This window comes from Niabella aquatica (assembly GCF_054779315.1).
In genome coordinates, this window is the sequence record NZ_BAAGYM010000028.1 from 322,306 (window position 1) to 339,831 (window position 17,526).

Genomic DNA, 17,526 nt, shown 5'->3' on the forward strand with positions numbered 1-17,526 from the left:
GCTTTATTGAGGTGAAAGAGCTGCACCCTTTTTCACTGACTTCCAGTTTTTGTCTGTTGTATCAAATTCCTTTATTACCCTGGCAGGATTGCCGACCACAACGCTAAAGGCGGGTACATCTTTGGTCACTACGCTCCCGGCTCCTACAACAGCGTGTTTGCCAATAGTCACTCCTGCTGTGATAACTGCATTCGCACCAATCCACACATCATCCTCTATACATATCTGTTTTTTGGTCACAGGCTGGGATTTGGGGGGTATTAACACATCCTCATAACCGTGGTTCAACCCCGATATCACAATATGCTGTGCCAGCATTACATTATCGCCGATGGTTACAGGGCCTATGAGCACACATCCTATACCAATTATTGTATTTTGCCCAATGGTCACATCACCTACCCCATTATTGACCACCGCGTAAGCTTCTATAATAGATCTGCTGCCCAAAAAAAACTTATTAAAGGGAAACAAATCCATCCTGGCCCTCCGCCTCACACGCGCGCCACGTCCCCTCTTATGCACAAAAGGGTTTACAAAATATCTTATCCAGTATCGCGGGCGGGGATCATTCTTTGGAGAAAGAAGCCACAGCGCAATCTTTTTCAGAAAAGTACTGGATTTTATTTTTGACTTTAAGTCCATAATTTTTTATAATGGTCTTTGCCCCGTTTCTATATTCTTTTTGCGCTCGCTCAAAACACCCCAAACAAAACACAATACTCCGGGTATCAAAAAAATAATAAAAGGCATGCTGCTATTTTTTTGTTTTATTTATTGCTCAACTGCTTATCCAGTTCCGGTGCAATCAAAATTACTCCAAAAGAAAGATAAAGGATAATCAATGATGGCATATCGTTCATCACCTCATTTCCATAGCTGCACAAAAATATCCCTGCATTGCCGGACAGCAAAGCGATCAGCTTTACTTTTAAAGAAGGATTGTTTATCCTCCATATAATGCCCGTGCACTTTCCAAACAGGAACATCATTATGCAAAACCAAAACGTAAAACCAACAATTCCATACATTGCCCACAATTTTACCCAATAACTGTCAGGCTCAATGGTGGACAAATATTTGTCTGGATTATATTTGTGCCCGAAAGACCCGATTACACCCAGGCCGCCGCCAAAAGGCTTTGACTTCATATATTCAGCAAGCTTTTTCTGATTTATAAAACGCACGTTCAAAGATGCATCATTAGGATCCACAGAACTCCTCAGCCTCACGATAGCATAGTTGCCGCTGCCGATATTCGTGTATTTCAAAAAACCATAAAAAAGTCCGATTGCTATCAACCCGAATATAAAAACCTTGAAGCGCTTTGTTAAAAACATAGCCGCAACCGCAGCCCCTGCTACTGCAAACATGGCACCCCTGGTGCCTGAAATCATCATGCCGTAAAAGAACAGCCCCGACAATACCAGGAGCACTATTTTTTTCCACCATTTTTTTACAGAAAAAGATAATACGAACGCGATCATGGAAAATTGGCCTTGCGAAGGGCCAAATTGTCCTGCATTGCTAAAAATAGAGAAATACCTGATCTGCCCCCACAGCACATGTGTTGGATTATCCTGCAGAAATAGCTGGTCACCCTGGGACAGCCCGATATACTTTTGTTTTACTCCCACCAATGCTGCTATCAACGAGAATAAAATAATGGTCTTCAAAAAAATATTCAGCCGCCTGGGGGTTGTGAGCAAGAGCATACCCAGCGGAGCGATAAGAAATGGGTATAATGCCGAGCTTCTCAACTCCAGTATCCATCCTGTAATATTTGCTCCTGCAGGGTTGGCAACTTCTGCAACGCTCAACAAAAACCAGGAGAACGTTAACCAGAACAGGCAATTGTTCAAATTCGAAAAATCAAATCTATCCGCGTTGTACCATATGCTCAGCCATGTAAGTAATAACAAAAATTCTATGCCTAATCCATAAGAAATGCCGCCGCCTATTTCTCTCGACAAAAAATGAAGAAAAAAACAATATCCTGTTGTGGCCATCAGACCGAGGAATGGCTCACGAAATAAAAATATAATAAAAATGACAACAGAGAGCAGTGCTACCGGAACCAGGGGCAAAACAAAATTCTGCGTAACAGCTGCCAAAATAATACAGGCTAATGTAACCAATAGTGCGGCCCCTACCAGGTAGATGTTCTTTTTAGCAATTGTATCTTTTATAGGATGCCCCACCCTGCTTAAGCAACTTTTACTTTATTAAGAACCCAACCTAAAAAGCCTCTCTGTTCAGCAAGGAATTTAATAAATACTTCCTCGTTTTCAGAAATTTTCTTTCCGGCCTCAAATACGGCAATGCTTTTATCACAAAACATCATCCACTCTTTTACATTATACATGTCCTGTCCGCTTTCTATATCAATAATCACTATATCAAAAGTATTTTTTAATACTTCAAAACCGGCTATCAGGCTTTGGGCATCCCGCAGCTCCAGGAGGGAGTTGCTGCTGCTTGTAGCCCGGTTTAATATGGTGATGCGGTCTTCTACCTGTATTTGTTTTTTAACCAGGAAGGATTCAAATTTTTGCGCGGATGATCCCTGCATATTTTTTTTATTCGTCACCAGGTCCAGTATATTGTCGTTCTTTTCGCAAATCAACAATACATTTTTGCCCATCATAGCAAAAGCATAGCTCAGGCTTCCTGCAAGAAAGGTTTTGCCTTCTCCCTGGGACAAGCTTGTGATACCCAATACATTTTCATTTTCTGAAAGATGCTGGTTGATCTCGAACCGCAGTGATCGCAGCAGGTCCTTATAAATACTATAATCTTTCACATCCCCATCGTCTTTCCATATATTCCGCAGGTCTTTATCGGCTTCGCCGATAAAATTGAGGGCACCAACCACTTTTTGCCGGGTAACAACCTCCAGCCTTGCCGGGTTATTTATTGTTGTGTTGAAAGCAAAAGCTACGAACAGGGACATCATGCAAACCAGCAGACCAGATATACCGGAAAAAGCAACATACAGCATATTTTTGGATTTCTCCGGGGGGCCTGGCAAGCCCGGCTCTGCCAAAGCCAGATGGCTTGCGGTTTGCGACATCAGCTTTGCCTGGTTATATTGGTTTTGAACGGCCTGGTAATCAGCCGAAGCGATTTCTGCTTCCCGTATAATATTTTGAGCAGGGCCTGCGGCTGCGCTCGCGCCACCCGACCCTTTAGGCATTGTAGATAATTGTCTTTCTATCGTAGTCATTGCGCTTTGTGCCGCTGCCAGGTCTCCTTCGTATTTCAGGCGCTGGTTTAGCAGCTCCTGTCTTACAACCGTGGGATTTAAACTGCCGGTATTGTAGGAACGGGCCACCAGCCTTTCTTTTATACGCTGCAATGAATCAATGGAGGCTTTGTCCTGCGGCCTGAAATTATTGTTAATGTATCTTTGGTTGGCTATCCTTAACTGGTTATCAAGATCTACAATAGCCGTATTATTAGTAGATTCATTCTGGGTTACATATCCTCCCTGCCCTTTCAATTTTGCATCAATATCTTCAATAGCCCCCTTTATAGAGCTGATCTGCCTTAAATAAACCTGCCGCTGCGCCTCCGCTTCTGCCACCCTGGAATAAGCCATATCAGACTGCCGCTGAGCATTAGTAGCACCGGCTGCAGCAGCTGCAGAAGCGGTTATTGCTCCCTGTGCCGATGCATTCTTTCTTTCCATATCTATCTGCTTCGCACGCAATAAGCTGTCTAAAATAGCCAGCGATTCGCTTTGCCCTGCTATGGAAAGATTGGTATAATAAGCAATAAAATCTCTTGAAAAAGTATTTACTACATAGGTTGAAAGATCAGGATTAGATGATATGAACTCTACTTTAATGAAATCACTTTCTCCATTTCTTGCAATATTTAAGTTTTCTGAAATTGCGTTTTCACTATACCCGGCATAATTAAGTATGTCGTACAGTTTAATTCGATTGCCATTGTCAGCCGTAGATATTAAGGTACCGTTTGCCAACCGTTTTTCATACTCTTTTATAACCAGCTCTTTATCCTGTGAAGATAGCTTTTTTATAAGATCTGAAGGTTCTTTAAAAGCCTGGTCGGGATCCTTGAGGTCATGTAATATCAGTTTATATGCCAGTGCAGTAATACTGCGTTTAGACTTCATCATCTCCATTAGGTTGCCAAACTGCTGGCTCAATTTGAAATAATCGAGCTGGTTTCCCGTATTTAACGCGCTTTGCTGAAACTGACCGGTAATACCGGTTGATATAAGCGCTGACGACCGATAAGTTTTGGGAAGTTTTTTTGCCAAAAAGTAGGTTACTACTGCAAATAATACAGGTATTACAATAAGCAGCCACTTAAAGCGCAACAGGTATTTTAAAAACTCTTTCAGGTTTAGATTCAGGTTCATCTTTTCTTAATAAAATTTCAGGAGGTTATCTTACTTTCTCAAGCTTTTCGCCTATCAGGTCTTCTAGGTTATTTTTTGCTTTTAAATAAGCAACTTCAGCAGTGAGCGCCCCTGTGTCTGCTGATATTGAAGCATTCTTGGCAGCAGTATACACATCTATTGTAATAGTGCCGTTTTGAAACTGCGCCTGAGCATTTGCCAGGATACTCCTTAAATCCTTGGCAGCAAGGATTGACAATTCGAGCTGTTTTTTAGCAGCAAGATAATCATAATAGGCCAGCTTTACGTTGTTAGCTAATATCCTGCTATAATCCTCGCTTTGAGCGCGGGCTATTTTATAATCAGCTTTTGCAGCTTTTATCATACCAGGTTTTGAAAGCAAATTTCCCAGGTTTACATTAACCCCAAATTGAAAGCCTCTCATTACAAGGCTGGTGTTAGCACTTGTTGATGCCCCAGGAACAAGAATAAGGCCCTCGTTTTTTTGAGGGCTGTAGAAGTAGCCGGCATTAAAAATATCAAACAGACTTAGTGTTGCGATAGATACCTGTGTCTTTGATCTTTCGAGCGTAGCATCGGATGCTTTTTTGAGCGGATAATTTGCCATCGCCAGATGAATGTATTTTTGTAGCATCGGTTCATCTATATCCTGTATGATGGACTCCTGGCTAAAAGCCGTAGCCGACATAAAAATCACGATAAAGAGCGATAATAATTTTGTTTTCATCCGTATTTATTTAAACTTTTTCTTTTTGCAACATTGCAGGTATCGTTTTTAACATGATCTTGCAATCCATTAAAAATGAGCTGTTTTTTGCATAGGTATTGTCCAGCTCTTTTCTTTCTTCATCAGACATATTTGCCAGTCCGCGCTTGGTAATCTGCCACAATCCTGTTATCCCTGCCGGGCCCAGAAACCGCATGGCGAACTCGTCTGAAGTGAGCTGCTCTGCTTCGTAAAGCGGTAGCGGCCTGTTACCTACTATGGACATATCTCCTTTCAGCACATTAAAAAACTGAGGCAGCTCATCAATGCTTGTCTTTCTTAAAAAATTACCAAACCGTGTAATACGGGGGTCATTCTGTATTTTTACAAATGCGGCAGGCGTGTCATTACCGGAGTACTGATTGCTGGTTTTACTTAAATTCTGCAGCTTTTTATCTGCATCATTTATCATTGAACGAAATTTATAAAAATCAAAAATTTTATACCCTGTACCGGCCCGTTTGCTTTTATATATGACAGGACCCTTGCTCTCTAATTTTATAATGATCGCAATTAAAATAAAGAACGGTAGCAATACGATCAGAACCAGTGAAGAAACTACAATGTCAAAAAGACGCTTCACCAAAGGAATTTTATATTCCAGGATCTGGGTAGAAAATTTATCCTGGTCTTCACTGGGCCTTAACAGTTTAAATTTTATCAGGAAATTGATCCGCTCAAAAATAAGATCAGAATTGAAGGGCCTAAAGTATATATCATTGGCTTTGGCTTCCAATGCCTTTTGCTGTAGTTCGGTTTTATTTATTGACGTTAACAAAATAATGATGATACCCGCAGTAAGCGCATTCTCCCTTATCGCCATTACCTCCTGGAATACCTGGTTTTCGTTGTGCACTTCCACAAGGAGAATATAAGGAATATCGCTGATAGAGGAATCAGAAAGATAATCCCGAAAATCGGCTAAATCATTAAAATGCTTTAACCAGTAATCAGTAAGCGCCGTATCCTCAGTAACTACCTCATTAAAAAAGGTACCGCCGATATAAGCTATGCCTATGGTCCGGCTAAAGCCGCTAGTTCTCAGATGTGGTGAATTTTGTGTCTTCGGAAAGTAAATATTTGACTGCATCTTTCAATTTGGTAGGATTAAAAGGTTTATGGATGATCTCATTTACAGGAAAGCTTAGTTCGCGCCTGATTTTATTGGTATCGCTGGTTCCTGTTAATACAATAACAGGAATATTGGAAAATAATCCGCTTATTTTAATTGACTTAAGAAACTCAGGCCCATTAAAATAAGGCATATTCACATCAAGAATAATCAGGTCTGGTTTATTACCCCCTTCAAGCCAGTGAATAGCTTCATAACCATTATTTTTTAAAATTATATTATAATCTTTAGCTAAAACAAATTCTAAAAGCTTAAGTATGGTAGGCTCATCATCCACTATCAGAATTGTTTTCTTCATAAAATACAGTTTGTTAGACTTTCTTAGTTGGTAAAATTAGGTATAATATCATAAAATAGCTAAATATTTAGACGAATCCCCCCCTGCCACTCCATGAAACATACAAATTACAGGATTAAAACTATTGCCAGCAAACTTATGTCTTCAATCCATTTACTACGGCCTGTATCTTTTCTGCCAGTATCTTGTTATTAGGTGGCAATAAAAATGTTTTATGATCCCCTGCCATATCATGAACCGCTACTCCGTCTTCAGCATATTTTTTCCATCCCAAATAAGCAAAATCATCAATAAAATAGATACGCTCCTTAACCCGGAACACATGTACGCTCAAATTAAAAGGCTTCATTTCATAAGCAATATATGCTTTGTCATATGCTTCCACTACCGTATTAGCATAATCATAAACCTGTTCATCTGCTTCTTCTTTATAGCTTTTATTAAATCGTTTGTTAAAAAGCAGCAACTGATATTTTATTACATCTTTAGGATGCCTGAACAGGTTACTGCTTATAAACACCACCTTCTTCAGCTGGCGCTTTATTTTAAAGAACATCCTGGGCATCATAGCATTAGGAATACTACGGTCACTAACGTTTGTATCTAGTATCCCCAGCATCTTGATTTCTTTTCCCATTGTTATTAACTGCCGGGCCATTTCATAAGCTACAATACCACCATAAGAATAGCCTATCAGGATGTAAGGGCCCTCCGGATTTTGCTCCAATACCTCTGTAAGATACCGGGCTGCAATATTTTCTATGCTATCCAAATGAGTAAGATCACCCTCAAGCCCCAGTGCCTGAATACCATATAAAGGCTGATCTTCGTTGAGGAATGGAGCTAATTGCTTGTATAAAAAGATATTAAGAGCACCACCATGAATTAAATAGATAGGAGGCTTTGAGCCGTTTTCTTTTATAGGCACCAAAACCCGGCCGCTGTGTGATGGAGTTTTTTTAACTATTTTTTTGGCAAGCTCTTTGATAGTAGGGCTTTCAAACAAGGTAGCAATCGGCAGTCTTATGCCGGTAATTTCTTTAATTTGCGTCATTACTTTAATGGCTACCATAGAATGCCCGCCCAAACCAAAGAAGTCATCATACACTCCTATCTGTTCTCTGTTAAATATTTCCGACCATATTTCTGCCAGCAGTATCTCTTCCTGTGTTTTTGGAGCTACAAATTTTTGTTGCTCCACTTCCGGCTCCGGTAATTTCTTGTGATCTACCTTTCCATTTGCCGTCAATGGCAATTCGTGCAGTATAACAAAAATGGAAGGGATCATGTAATCAGGCAATTTGCTGCGCAGCATTTCGCGCCATTTATCTTTTACCTGCTCTGTAGCAATTGATTCATCCTGAAGTACCACATAGGATACCAGGTAACCGTTGGCCGAACTATCTTCTTTTACAACAGTTATAGCATTTTTTATTTCTTTAATTGCCAACAGATGATAATTAATTTCGCCCAGCTCTATGCGGTATCCCCGTAATTTCACCTGATCATCAATACGCCCTTTAAATAATAAAAGATCATTATCCTGCATGATGGCATTATCGCCGGTTCTATACATTTTTCCGCCAGGCACAAACGGATCTTCCAGAAAACGCTCACGGGTAAGTAACTCGTTCCCGTAATATCCCTTTGCCAGACAAACACCCCCTATATATATTTCACCTATGATCCCCTTGGGTACCAGGTGCAGCTCCTCATCCAACAAATAAATACGGGCATTTGAAATAGGTACGCCTATAGATACTGCCTGCTGTATTTCCGAAGGGTTAAAATCGTGGATCATACATCCTACTGTAGCTTCTGTAGGGCCATATTCATTACATATAGTTACCTTGCCTTTACATAAATCGTACACCTGTTTCGCCAACGCTGTTCCCAGCTCTTCACCTCCTACAATCAATGTAAGGTGCTGTTCTGGCAGGTTCAGACGAATATAATTGCTATCCCCTACCAGTTTCAGGTGGGAAGGTGTTACCTTGATCACATTAATCTGACCATCTGTAAATATTTTTTCGAGCACAGCAACAGGCTCATCTTCTTCATATATTTTAAGCAGGCCTCCTGATAACAGGGGTGAAAATATGGAGGTAATGGTTAAATCGAATGAAATGGATGTATAGAGCGGGAACACTCCCCGTACTCCTTTAAGATAATAGTCAACCGCCCAGCCAATATAATTGACGAGTGACTGGTTGGCGATCATTACTCCTTTGGGCTTACCCGTGGAACCAGAAGTGTACAGAATATATACCAGCGACTCTGCAGTAAGAGAACCCGGAGGCAGCGTTAAAGGCAAGGACTGCAATTCAGTATGCAGCGATTGTACATTTATTTCCCGGGCACTGGTACGCAATTTCCCTGCAAACCGCGACGAAGTCAGCAAGAATGCCGCATCCGAATTTTCCACCATATACTCAATACGCTCGGCTGCATACTGTGGGTCAAGTGGTACAAATATGCCTCCGGCTTTCAGTATCGCTAGTATAGATATAATCAGGTCTGCACTTCTTTCCATTGCGATGCCTACCACAGAACCTGAAGATACACCCGCAGCAAGCAGATAGTGTGCCATTTGGTTAGACCTCTCGTACAATTCCCTGTAGCTTACCGAACCACCATTAAAATACAAGGCCGTTTCGTTTGCATGTGCTATACAGGATTGATTTATTTTATCCATTATAGTTCCACTCCATACATCTTTCTGAGCCTGGTCATTCCAGTTTTTCCAATACCCGGTTAATACTTTCTCGTCCTCCAGCCGGAGATCCGCGATCTTTTGTCCTGCATTTTCTACTATTTGTTGAAGGAGATACTTATACCTGTCCATTAAACCTTTTATCGTAGAAGGTTTATAGAGCTGTGTATTATACGACCATTGAAACTCGTATCCCTGCTCACAGTTTGTAATATTTAAAAAAAGCTCAAAAGTCTCGGCTATTCTTTTATTGTAAACAATTTTGTACATCAGCCCCTGAAACCGAACCTGCATATCCATACCAATATCAATATTAAAAGACACTGGTGATAGGGGTATCCGGGATGGATCTCTGCTAACCGTTATTTCTTTTAAGAATGTTCCAAAAGTAAATTGCTGGTGGTCATAATCTTCAAGCGTTTGCGACTTTCTTTTTTTCAAATACTCAATAAAAGAAAGTTCAGGATCGGGACAGCTTCTCAGAGGCAGAAAATTTACACAGTGACCAATGAGATCGTACATTTCAGTTGCTGCCTGACCCGACGTAGGTAAGCCTATTACAATATCAGAATTACCGGTATACTTATATAACAATATTTCAAAGGCAGACATCAATGTATTTACAAAACTGGATCCATATTTTGCCCCTGTTTTTTTTACTGAGTCTGCAAGATCAGCCGCCAGTATAAAATCATCTCTTCTTGCCTTATAAGTTCTTAGTGCCGGCCTGGGATAGTCCGGAGGGATTTCAAATACAGGCACTACGCCTTCATACTGTTTTTTCCAGTAATTAATTGTATTTCGATATTCCCGGGTATGCTCATATTGAATAGACTTTACTGCATAGTTGCTAAACTGCAGCGGGCAGGGAGGTAATGGCCCGTTGGCGCATTTTGCATTATAAAGGCGGGAAAGATCTTCGAGCAGAATACCAAAAGACCATCCATCACAAATAATATGATGCGCTGTAATCGTCAGCACATGTTCTTTAGCACTCAACCGGAAAAGGGCTATCCTTGTAAGAGGACCATTAAACAGGTCAAATGCCAACCGGGCATCATCGCTATGGTATTTTTCTAAAATATTTTGCTGGGAGTACGTACCTGGCGTTTCTACATCCTGATAATATAGCTGAACGTCTCTCGATTCATAAATGATCATCCTGGCGCCGTCCTCGGTAAAGGTAGCCCTTAGTGACTCATGTCGGCGGTGCAACTCAACAATAGATCCGCGCAGCACATCTACGTTAAGCTCCCCGGTGAGATACAGGGATAAAGATTCATTATAGGCGAGGTTTGCATCCTCACCTCCTAAAATACAAGAGGTAAATATCTCCTTTTGGGGCTCTGTGGCCGGAACGATCTTCTCTATTATATCGCCGGAAAAAGGGTTAAAATCTACTACAGTATTGCTTTTGTCGTCTACAGTTATCATTTATTTATCGTCCAAAGAAATTTGTAAATATTTGCCAGGGTCATTTCCGTCCGGTACAAACCATGCAGGATTGCCATTCTTATCTTTCCCAAGCCTTGCCCCTGGAACCGGGGCTGTTGAATTGTCAATAATTTTTACATCCGATCCGTTTTTAGGAGCCATTAATTCTTCCTCCTGCGAAATGAACCCTATGCTGCAAAGCTCTGCGATACTTTCTTCAAAAGCATTCACTATATCGTTTATGTCTTCCGCTGTGTGTGCTGCTGTAAGAAAACAGGGAAATCCATCCCATATGTGTATGCCTTTTAAACGCATTAATGTAAACAGCAGTTCCTGATAAGGGTATTCTTCTTTTTGTTTTACTTTCCATAAAGAGCTGAAAGAAGCCACATACAATGGAGTTTTATATTTTGTGCAAATATCATTCAACCGCTTAACCATATCTGCAGTTGCATTGTTCAGTCCTTTTTGGAGCTCCGGGCCCTGTTCTTTTATAAAGTTTAGAGATGCATAAGCAGTGGCCAATGCAAGTGGGTGCCTTACAAAAGTACCTGCAAAATATGTAACGCCTACCTCTGGTACGGAATCATTTCCAAATTCCCAGAAGCCTCCATCCAGCGCATCCATGTATTGTTTTTTGCCGGCTATGATACCGATAGAAAGGCCGCCGCCCGCTACTTTCCCATACGTTGCCAGGTCTGCCTTTATACCGAAAAGGGCCTGTACACCACCCGGATGGCATCTGAAACCAGTAATTACCTCATCAAAAATGAGTGCAATTGATCTTTCCTCCGTTATTTTTCTAAGCTTCTTTAAAAATTCAACCGGCTGGAATTCAGGCCTGCGGCTTTGCACCGTTTCTACTAAAATGCCTGCAATATCATTACTTCTTTTTTCGATAATTTCGAGCGCTTCATCTGTACCATAATCCAGTATAAGCATATTTTGCACGTTACTACCCAAAATTCCGGATGCAGCAGGAAATGTTTTAAGCTTTTTAGTTCCTCGCACCAGTACTTCATCAATAATACCATGATACGATCCGCTAAATGCCACTATCAGATCTTTATTTGTAACCGTGCGCGCTATACGCATTGCTCCAAGTATAGCCTCTGATCCTGTATTGCATAAGGCCGCCCTGTCGCTGTCCGTAAGTTCACAAACCAATGAGCAAACCGGCCCGGCCAGCTCATGCTGAGGTCCCACTTCATATCCTTTCTCTGCCTGTTCTATTAGCGCATTCTTTAAAACATCGGCCTGGTATCCTAAAAAATTAGAACCAAATCCATTCAGCGCGTCTATATATTTATTGCCGTCGATATCCCATAAGTAGCATCCTTTTGATTTATTCATTACAATAGAATATATCATTTCTTTCGTAAGAGGCTTAAATCCTGATACCACACGCGGATCAGCCATTTGCTCCCGATACTTTTGTGTATAGGATTTACTGCCTGCTGTTTTAGCATTATACTTTGACAGGAGTTCGGTTAAATATGCAGCCTGCTTTTCATTAATCTCATTACTTTTTTTCTCTATCCTTGCAATAGCCCCAAAAGGCTTTCTCAACTCGGCCTGCTCTTCAACTGTAATGTCAGCCCTTACAATATTGTTCTGCCTCATTTCTGACGGGGAGGCTGTTGTAAAAGTAGCTGCACTTGCAAGAGGCTGTTGTAAACTACTACCCGATTGCAACAACATTATTTGCTGCGACAATAAGCTGATTTGCTGTGATATCAGCCCCAGGGCAGTAGTGTTGCCCGCATCCATTCCATTGGATACGGGGTTATGCACAAGAGGGGTATGTTGTACTTGTTGGAAAGATGATTGTACGTTTTCTGTTTCTCGGGGCAGATTGGCATCCAGATAAGAGGCCAGTTTGTCCAAAGTATCCAGCTCTTCGCTTAATTGGCGAAAAGTAACCGGGTATTTAAACTCTTTTTTAAAGCTGGCAGCAATCTGGGTTAACAATAAAGAATCCAGCCCCAGCTCTACAAAGCTGGCATGAGGGTTTGCGCCCGTAATATCAATACCAGAAGCTTCTTCCAAAATATCTTTTAGCTGTTTTACTAATTTATCTTTCCTCATGGGTATTTCCTTTTTCAATTCAGTTTTTACAAATTCCGAAGCCTGTACAATGTCATTTTTTACGCTTATGTCAAATGGTGTATTTATAACAGCATCCAGCCAATATCTCTTTCTGTCGTAAGCGTAGGTAGGTATATCATGAAGCAGGTTCCTTGCAGTATCTTTATAGAGTAACGACCAGTTTATTTCAATACCGTGTGTCCATAACCTGCTTAATGCTTCTTTTACAGCTATCTCCTCATGATCTTTCGAGGTTACATCTATCGAGTGAAATGCATTCTGAGCAATTTTACCATTGTGCTGTTTTATAAGCATCGTTGCCGTATTGCCCGGGCCACATTCCAGGTAAACCGGGTTCAAATCAGCTGTTATAGCATTCACCGCATCAGAAAAATTAACTGTATTTCTCGCGTGCTTTGCCCAGTAACCCGGATCGGAGGCTTCCCTGTCTTTCAACCATTTGCCTGTAACTGTTGAAAGAACCGGTATTTTAGGTATCCTAAGTTGCAGCGACGAAATAATTTTTTCTAAAGGCTGAACCATTGCATCCATCATATGGGAGTGAAATGCATGACTGGTACGAAGTGGCTTATTAGGTATATTTTTTTGCGTTAATAATTCAGAAAATTGTTCTATATCGCTAACAGCCCCTGCTACTACACAAAGATTGGGAGCATTATTCGCCGCAAGTGATAAAGAATCGGGCAACAGAGCCCATACAATATCTTTTCCGGCTCGAACGGAAAGCATTGCTCCGCCGGGCAGTTCACTAATCAGTCTCGCCCTTGCTGCTACCAGTTTAAGAACATCGGGTAAAGAGAAAATACCGGCAAGGTGTGCAGCAACAAACTCTCCAACACTATGCCCGATCATAGCATCCGGTATAAGGCCTAAACTTAAATACAGCTTTGCGAGGGCATAAGATGTTATAAAAATCGCAGGTTGCGTATAAAATGTATTTTTGAGCTTTTCCGATGCTTCATCAGATTCACCGGTAAAGATCACTGCCCTTATATCTTCTCCCAATTCTTTATATAGAATGTCGGCACATTCATCAATAGCTTCTTTATAAATGCGTTCTCTATCATATAGCTCCTTACCCATATTTACATACTGCGATCCCTGGCCGGGAAAAACAAAGACAAGGTGCTTATTTCTTTCTTTTAGGGTACAGGAGTGTAAAGAAATCCTGGAAGCGTCTGAAAGCTGCTGTAAAAGATCATCAGTATCGCGGGCAACAAAAGCCGTTCTTACAGGCAACAATTGCTTTGTATGCTGTAGTGTATAAGCTATATCGGCCAGGTGCCGATGCTTATTATTTTTGATATAATCTGTAAGCTTTCCTGCATAGTTGCCGGAACTGTTTTCGTTTCTGGCAGACCAGGCAATAATTTGTGGGGCGAGGTCTTCAATATTTGCTTTGTCAGATTTTGGATATTCTTCTACTATAATGTGAACATTGGTACCGCCCACACCAAATGAGCTTACACCGGCAATTCTTTTACCAGGCACATCCCAATTGCGCAATTGTGTATTTACAAAAAAAGGACTGCTTTCAAAGTCAATAGCAGGATTGGGAAATGTATAATTTATAGATGGCACCAATTGTTGATGATACAGCGACAGGGTGGTTTTTATCAATCCCGCCGCACCTGCTGCATGAGTGAGATGCCCTATATTACTTTTAACCGAGCCTATCGCGCAATAATGCTTACGCGGCTGCTCACCAAATGCCATTCGCAACCCTTCAATTTCTATCGGATCACCCAAAGGAGTAGCAGTACCATGCGTCTCTACATATGAAATCTCTGCCGGTTGAACCCCAGCATCATCGATAGCCATCGTTATGGCAGCAAACTGCCCGTTGGTGCTTGGCGATGTAAAACTCCCTTTTTCTCCCCCGTCATTATTTACACCAATCCCTTTAATAACTGCGTAGATGGTATCGCCATTTGCTTCAGCATCTGCCAGGCGTTTGAGCAATACTGCACCGGCGCCATCACTGAACACAGTACCTTTTGCATCAGCATCAAATGGCCTGCTATGTCCATCTGCACTCAACATGGAACCTTCCTGGTAAATATGACCGCTATTCACCGGAACATTAATGGCAACACCACCTGCAATGGCAGCATCACACTGGCCTCTGCGCAAACTTTCTACCGCCTGCGCCACAGCCAACAACGAAGTGGAACATGCGGAATTGACACTTACAGCGGGTCCTTTCAAGTTTAAATGGTAGGCGGTTCGCGTTGCGAGATAATCTTTTTCAGTAACAGACAAAGTCTGATAATAGCCCTGGTGCTCCATTTTATCTTTATAATGCAATACGTTATTATAGAAATATGTATTGGTATTGCATCCGGCAAATACACCGATTACTTCGTCTGTATTTTGTTTTAAACTTCCTGTTTTTTCCAGAAGATCCCTGGCAACCTCCAGGAATACGCGTTGCTGCGGGTCCATTAACTCTGCCAGCCTGGGAGTGATGCCAAACAGGTCTGCATCAAATGCTTCTACGTGCTTTAATATGCCCCGTGCTTTTACATAAGCGCTGTCGTCTCTTACAGAAGGTGATATTGACGGGTCTATCTCATTTTCTGAAAAAAAAGTAATCGTTTCTTTTGCATTTTTTAAGATGTCCCAATACTCTTCTATAGTATCAGCACCTGGAAAACGACCAGACATCCCAACGATAGCAATACCTTCTTTGTCGTTATGCTTTAAGTCTGACCGACGCTTTGCCTTTTGGGGTTGGCTGCCTTTTAATATACGCTGTAATCCTGCGATCGTGGGATATTGATATAATTTTGTTATTGGAATATCATAATGAAATTTTTCATTTAAGGAAGATATTGCTTTTTGAGCAAGCAAAGAATTTCCTCCCAGCTCAAAAAAATTATCACCTGTTCCCACCGGACTTACCTCAAGAACCTGGCTCCATACCCGCGCCATATTTTTTTCAATATCAGACCGTGGGGCTTCAAAAATATTTAATAATTCGGGACGCTCTTTCGAAGGATAAGGCAATAAATTTTTATCAATTTTTCCATTAGGGCTTATAGGTAAGGCCTCCATGATGGTAAAATGTTCGGGCACCATAAATTCGGGCAAAGATGTGCGTAACCCTGTACGCCATCCTGTTATTAACATCGGATGAGCTTTTTTGTCAATCTGATGCTTTAATGTAACATATGCCGATAAGAACAACTCTCCTGCTGTATTTTCTTTTGGAACAACCACGGCCTCTTTTACGGCAGTTTGTAATGATAGCTGGTGCTCAATTTCACCCAACTCAATTCTGAAGCCACGAATCTTCACCTGGTTATCTATTCTGCCGTGATACGAAATATTTCCATCACCTTCAAGCTTTCCAAGATCACCGCTTTTATACATAATAGCATTCCCGGCAGCACTAAACGGATCCTTAATAAACCTTTCGCTGGTTAGCTCTGGCCGGTTCAAATACCCTTTTGAAACACCGGCACCGCCGATGTAAATTTCACCGATCTCCTGGGCACCAACAGGTTTCAGGTTTTCATCTAAAAAATAAACAGGGGTCCCTTTTATGGGTTTACCGATAGTTATTTTATTATGATCTGTTATTTGAGTTAGTATACAGATAACCGTTGTTTCGGTTGGTCCATATACATTATAAAGAGATCTGCATCTTGGAATTAAATCCCGAGCCAATGTAGCCGGCAAAGGCTCCCCTGCTGAAAGTACTGTGGTATCCATTTTATTTTCCCAACCGGCATTCAGCATCAACTTATAGGTAACAGGAGTTGCCAGCATGATACTGGCCTTTTTATCAGCAATGAGCCTTAACAATAAATCGCCTGATTTTGCAGTTTCATTATCAGCAAGTATTAATTCAGCACCATGAATAAGTGATAAATAATTATCGAAACAGGAAGCATCGAACGAGATGCTGGAAACACTCAAGAACTTATCCCGGGAAGTAATATCAAATACTTCCTGCATGCCCTTTAAGAAATGGATCAGGTTACCATGAGTGACCATCGCTCCTTTAGGCTTGCCAGTAGAGCCGGAAGTATATAAAATATAGGCAAGGGCATCCCGGTTATTTTTTGACGCCAGATCTGCATCAGAATATTGCTCCAGCTCAGCTGATATTGCGTCTACCAGAATTTCATTTGTGCCGCGGCTGGCAAACCTGCCGGCAAATTTCTGGTTTGTAATATAAAATAGTGCAGCAGCATCTTCTACCATAAATGCAACCCGTTCTTTCGGATAATTCGGGTCCATAGGCACATAGCAGGCCCCACATTTTAATATTGCCAAAAGTGCAATCATAATTTCGGGGCTCCGCTCAAGAACAAGCGCTACAGACTGACCGGGTTTTAACCCTTTTTGTAATAAATAATCCGCCAACTGATTTGACTGCCTGTTCAGTTGCTGGTAGGTGATGGAGGTATTATTAAATGATACAGCTATGTTTTGAGGATATGCCCTGGCAGCATCATATATATAATCGGTAACAGTTTCATACTCTGGTAGCCGCCAATTACTCATGTCATTAATTTAAAAAATAAACGATTAGCCATAGCTGTCAAACTATCACGAATGCCTATGGTTATAGAAGGGCTGATCGAATGACAATCAAACCTTTGCAAAGGTATCATAAATAAACATATTTATAACTTTTAACCTATTTATGTTATATTACTTTTGAAAAATAAAA

8 protein-coding genes are annotated in these 17,526 nt (G+C 41.2%); all 8 read right to left on the reverse strand.

Annotated elements, in window-relative coordinates; all coding sequences use genetic code 11:
• Window positions 1-3 precede the first annotated feature (3 nt).
• Window positions 4-645 (reverse strand): acyltransferase, encoded by a 642-nt coding sequence (locus ACYVBM_RS19085; protein WP_460687296.1) that lies wholly within the window; start codon window positions 643-645, stop codon window positions 4-6.
• 125 nt (window positions 646-770) lie between these two features.
• Window positions 771-2,201, reverse strand: coding sequence for an O-antigen ligase family protein (locus ACYVBM_RS19090; protein WP_460687297.1), 1,431 nt, complete (start codon window positions 2,199-2,201; stop codon window positions 771-773).
• 5 nt (window positions 2,202-2,206) lie between these two features.
• Window positions 2,207-4,390, reverse strand: coding sequence for a cellulose synthase operon protein YhjQ/BcsQ (locus ACYVBM_RS19095; protein WP_460687298.1), 2,184 nt, complete (start codon window positions 4,388-4,390; stop codon window positions 2,207-2,209).
• A 25-nt stretch (window positions 4,391-4,415) separates the two neighbouring features.
• The gene (locus ACYVBM_RS19100) at window positions 4,416-5,117 is read right to left on the reverse strand and encodes a TolC family protein (RefSeq protein WP_460687299.1); all 702 of its coding nucleotides are present in this window, start codon (window positions 5,115-5,117) and stop codon (window positions 4,416-4,418) included.
• A gap of 10 nt (window positions 5,118-5,127) precedes the next feature.
• Entirely contained in the window at window positions 5,128-6,246 is a 1,119-nt protein-coding gene (locus ACYVBM_RS19105) for a sugar transferase (RefSeq protein ID WP_460687300.1), read from the reverse strand.
• Window positions 6,191-6,586 carry a response regulator gene (locus ACYVBM_RS19110; protein WP_460687301.1) on the reverse strand — a complete coding sequence of 132 codons (396 nt, stop codon included), beginning with the start codon at window positions 6,584-6,586 and terminating at the stop codon, window positions 6,191-6,193. The genes ACYVBM_RS19105 and ACYVBM_RS19110 overlap by 56 nt, the downstream gene beginning before the upstream one ends.
• 136 nt (window positions 6,587-6,722) lie before the next feature.
• Window positions 6,723-10,733, reverse strand: a complete 4,011-nt coding sequence (locus ACYVBM_RS19115; protein ID WP_460687302.1) for a non-ribosomal peptide synthetase — start codon at window positions 10,731-10,733, stop codon at window positions 6,723-6,725.
• Window positions 10,734-17,357, reverse strand: coding sequence for an amino acid adenylation domain-containing protein (locus ACYVBM_RS19120; RefSeq protein ID WP_460687303.1), 6,624 nt, complete (start codon window positions 17,355-17,357; stop codon window positions 10,734-10,736).
• Window positions 17,358-17,526 lie beyond the last annotated feature (169 nt).

Bases quoted from the DNA above. Each gene is read 5' to 3' on its own strand.
- ACYVBM_RS19100 (WP_460687299.1), bottom strand. From the start codon at position 5,117: ATGAAAACAAAATTATTATCGCTCTTTATCGTGATTTTTATGTCGGCT.
- ACYVBM_RS19120 (WP_460687303.1), bottom strand. From the start codon at position 17,357: ATGAGTAATTGGCGGCTACCAGAGTATGAAACTGTTACCGATTATATA.
- ACYVBM_RS19115 (WP_460687302.1), bottom strand. From the start codon at position 10,733: ATGATAACTGTAGACGACAAAAGCAATACTGTAGTAGATTTTAACCCT.
- ACYVBM_RS19105 (WP_460687300.1), bottom strand. From the start codon at position 6,246: ATGCAGTCAAATATTTACTTTCCGAAGACACAAAATTCACCACATCTG.
- ACYVBM_RS19085 (WP_460687296.1), bottom strand. From the start codon at position 645: ATGGACTTAAAGTCAAAAATAAAATCCAGTACTTTTCTGAAAAAGATT.
- ACYVBM_RS19095 (WP_460687298.1), bottom strand. From the start codon at position 4,390: ATGAACCTGAATCTAAACCTGAAAGAGTTTTTAAAATACCTGTTGCGC.
- ACYVBM_RS19110 (WP_460687301.1), bottom strand. From the start codon at position 6,586: ATGAAGAAAACAATTCTGATAGTGGATGATGAGCCTACCATACTTAAG.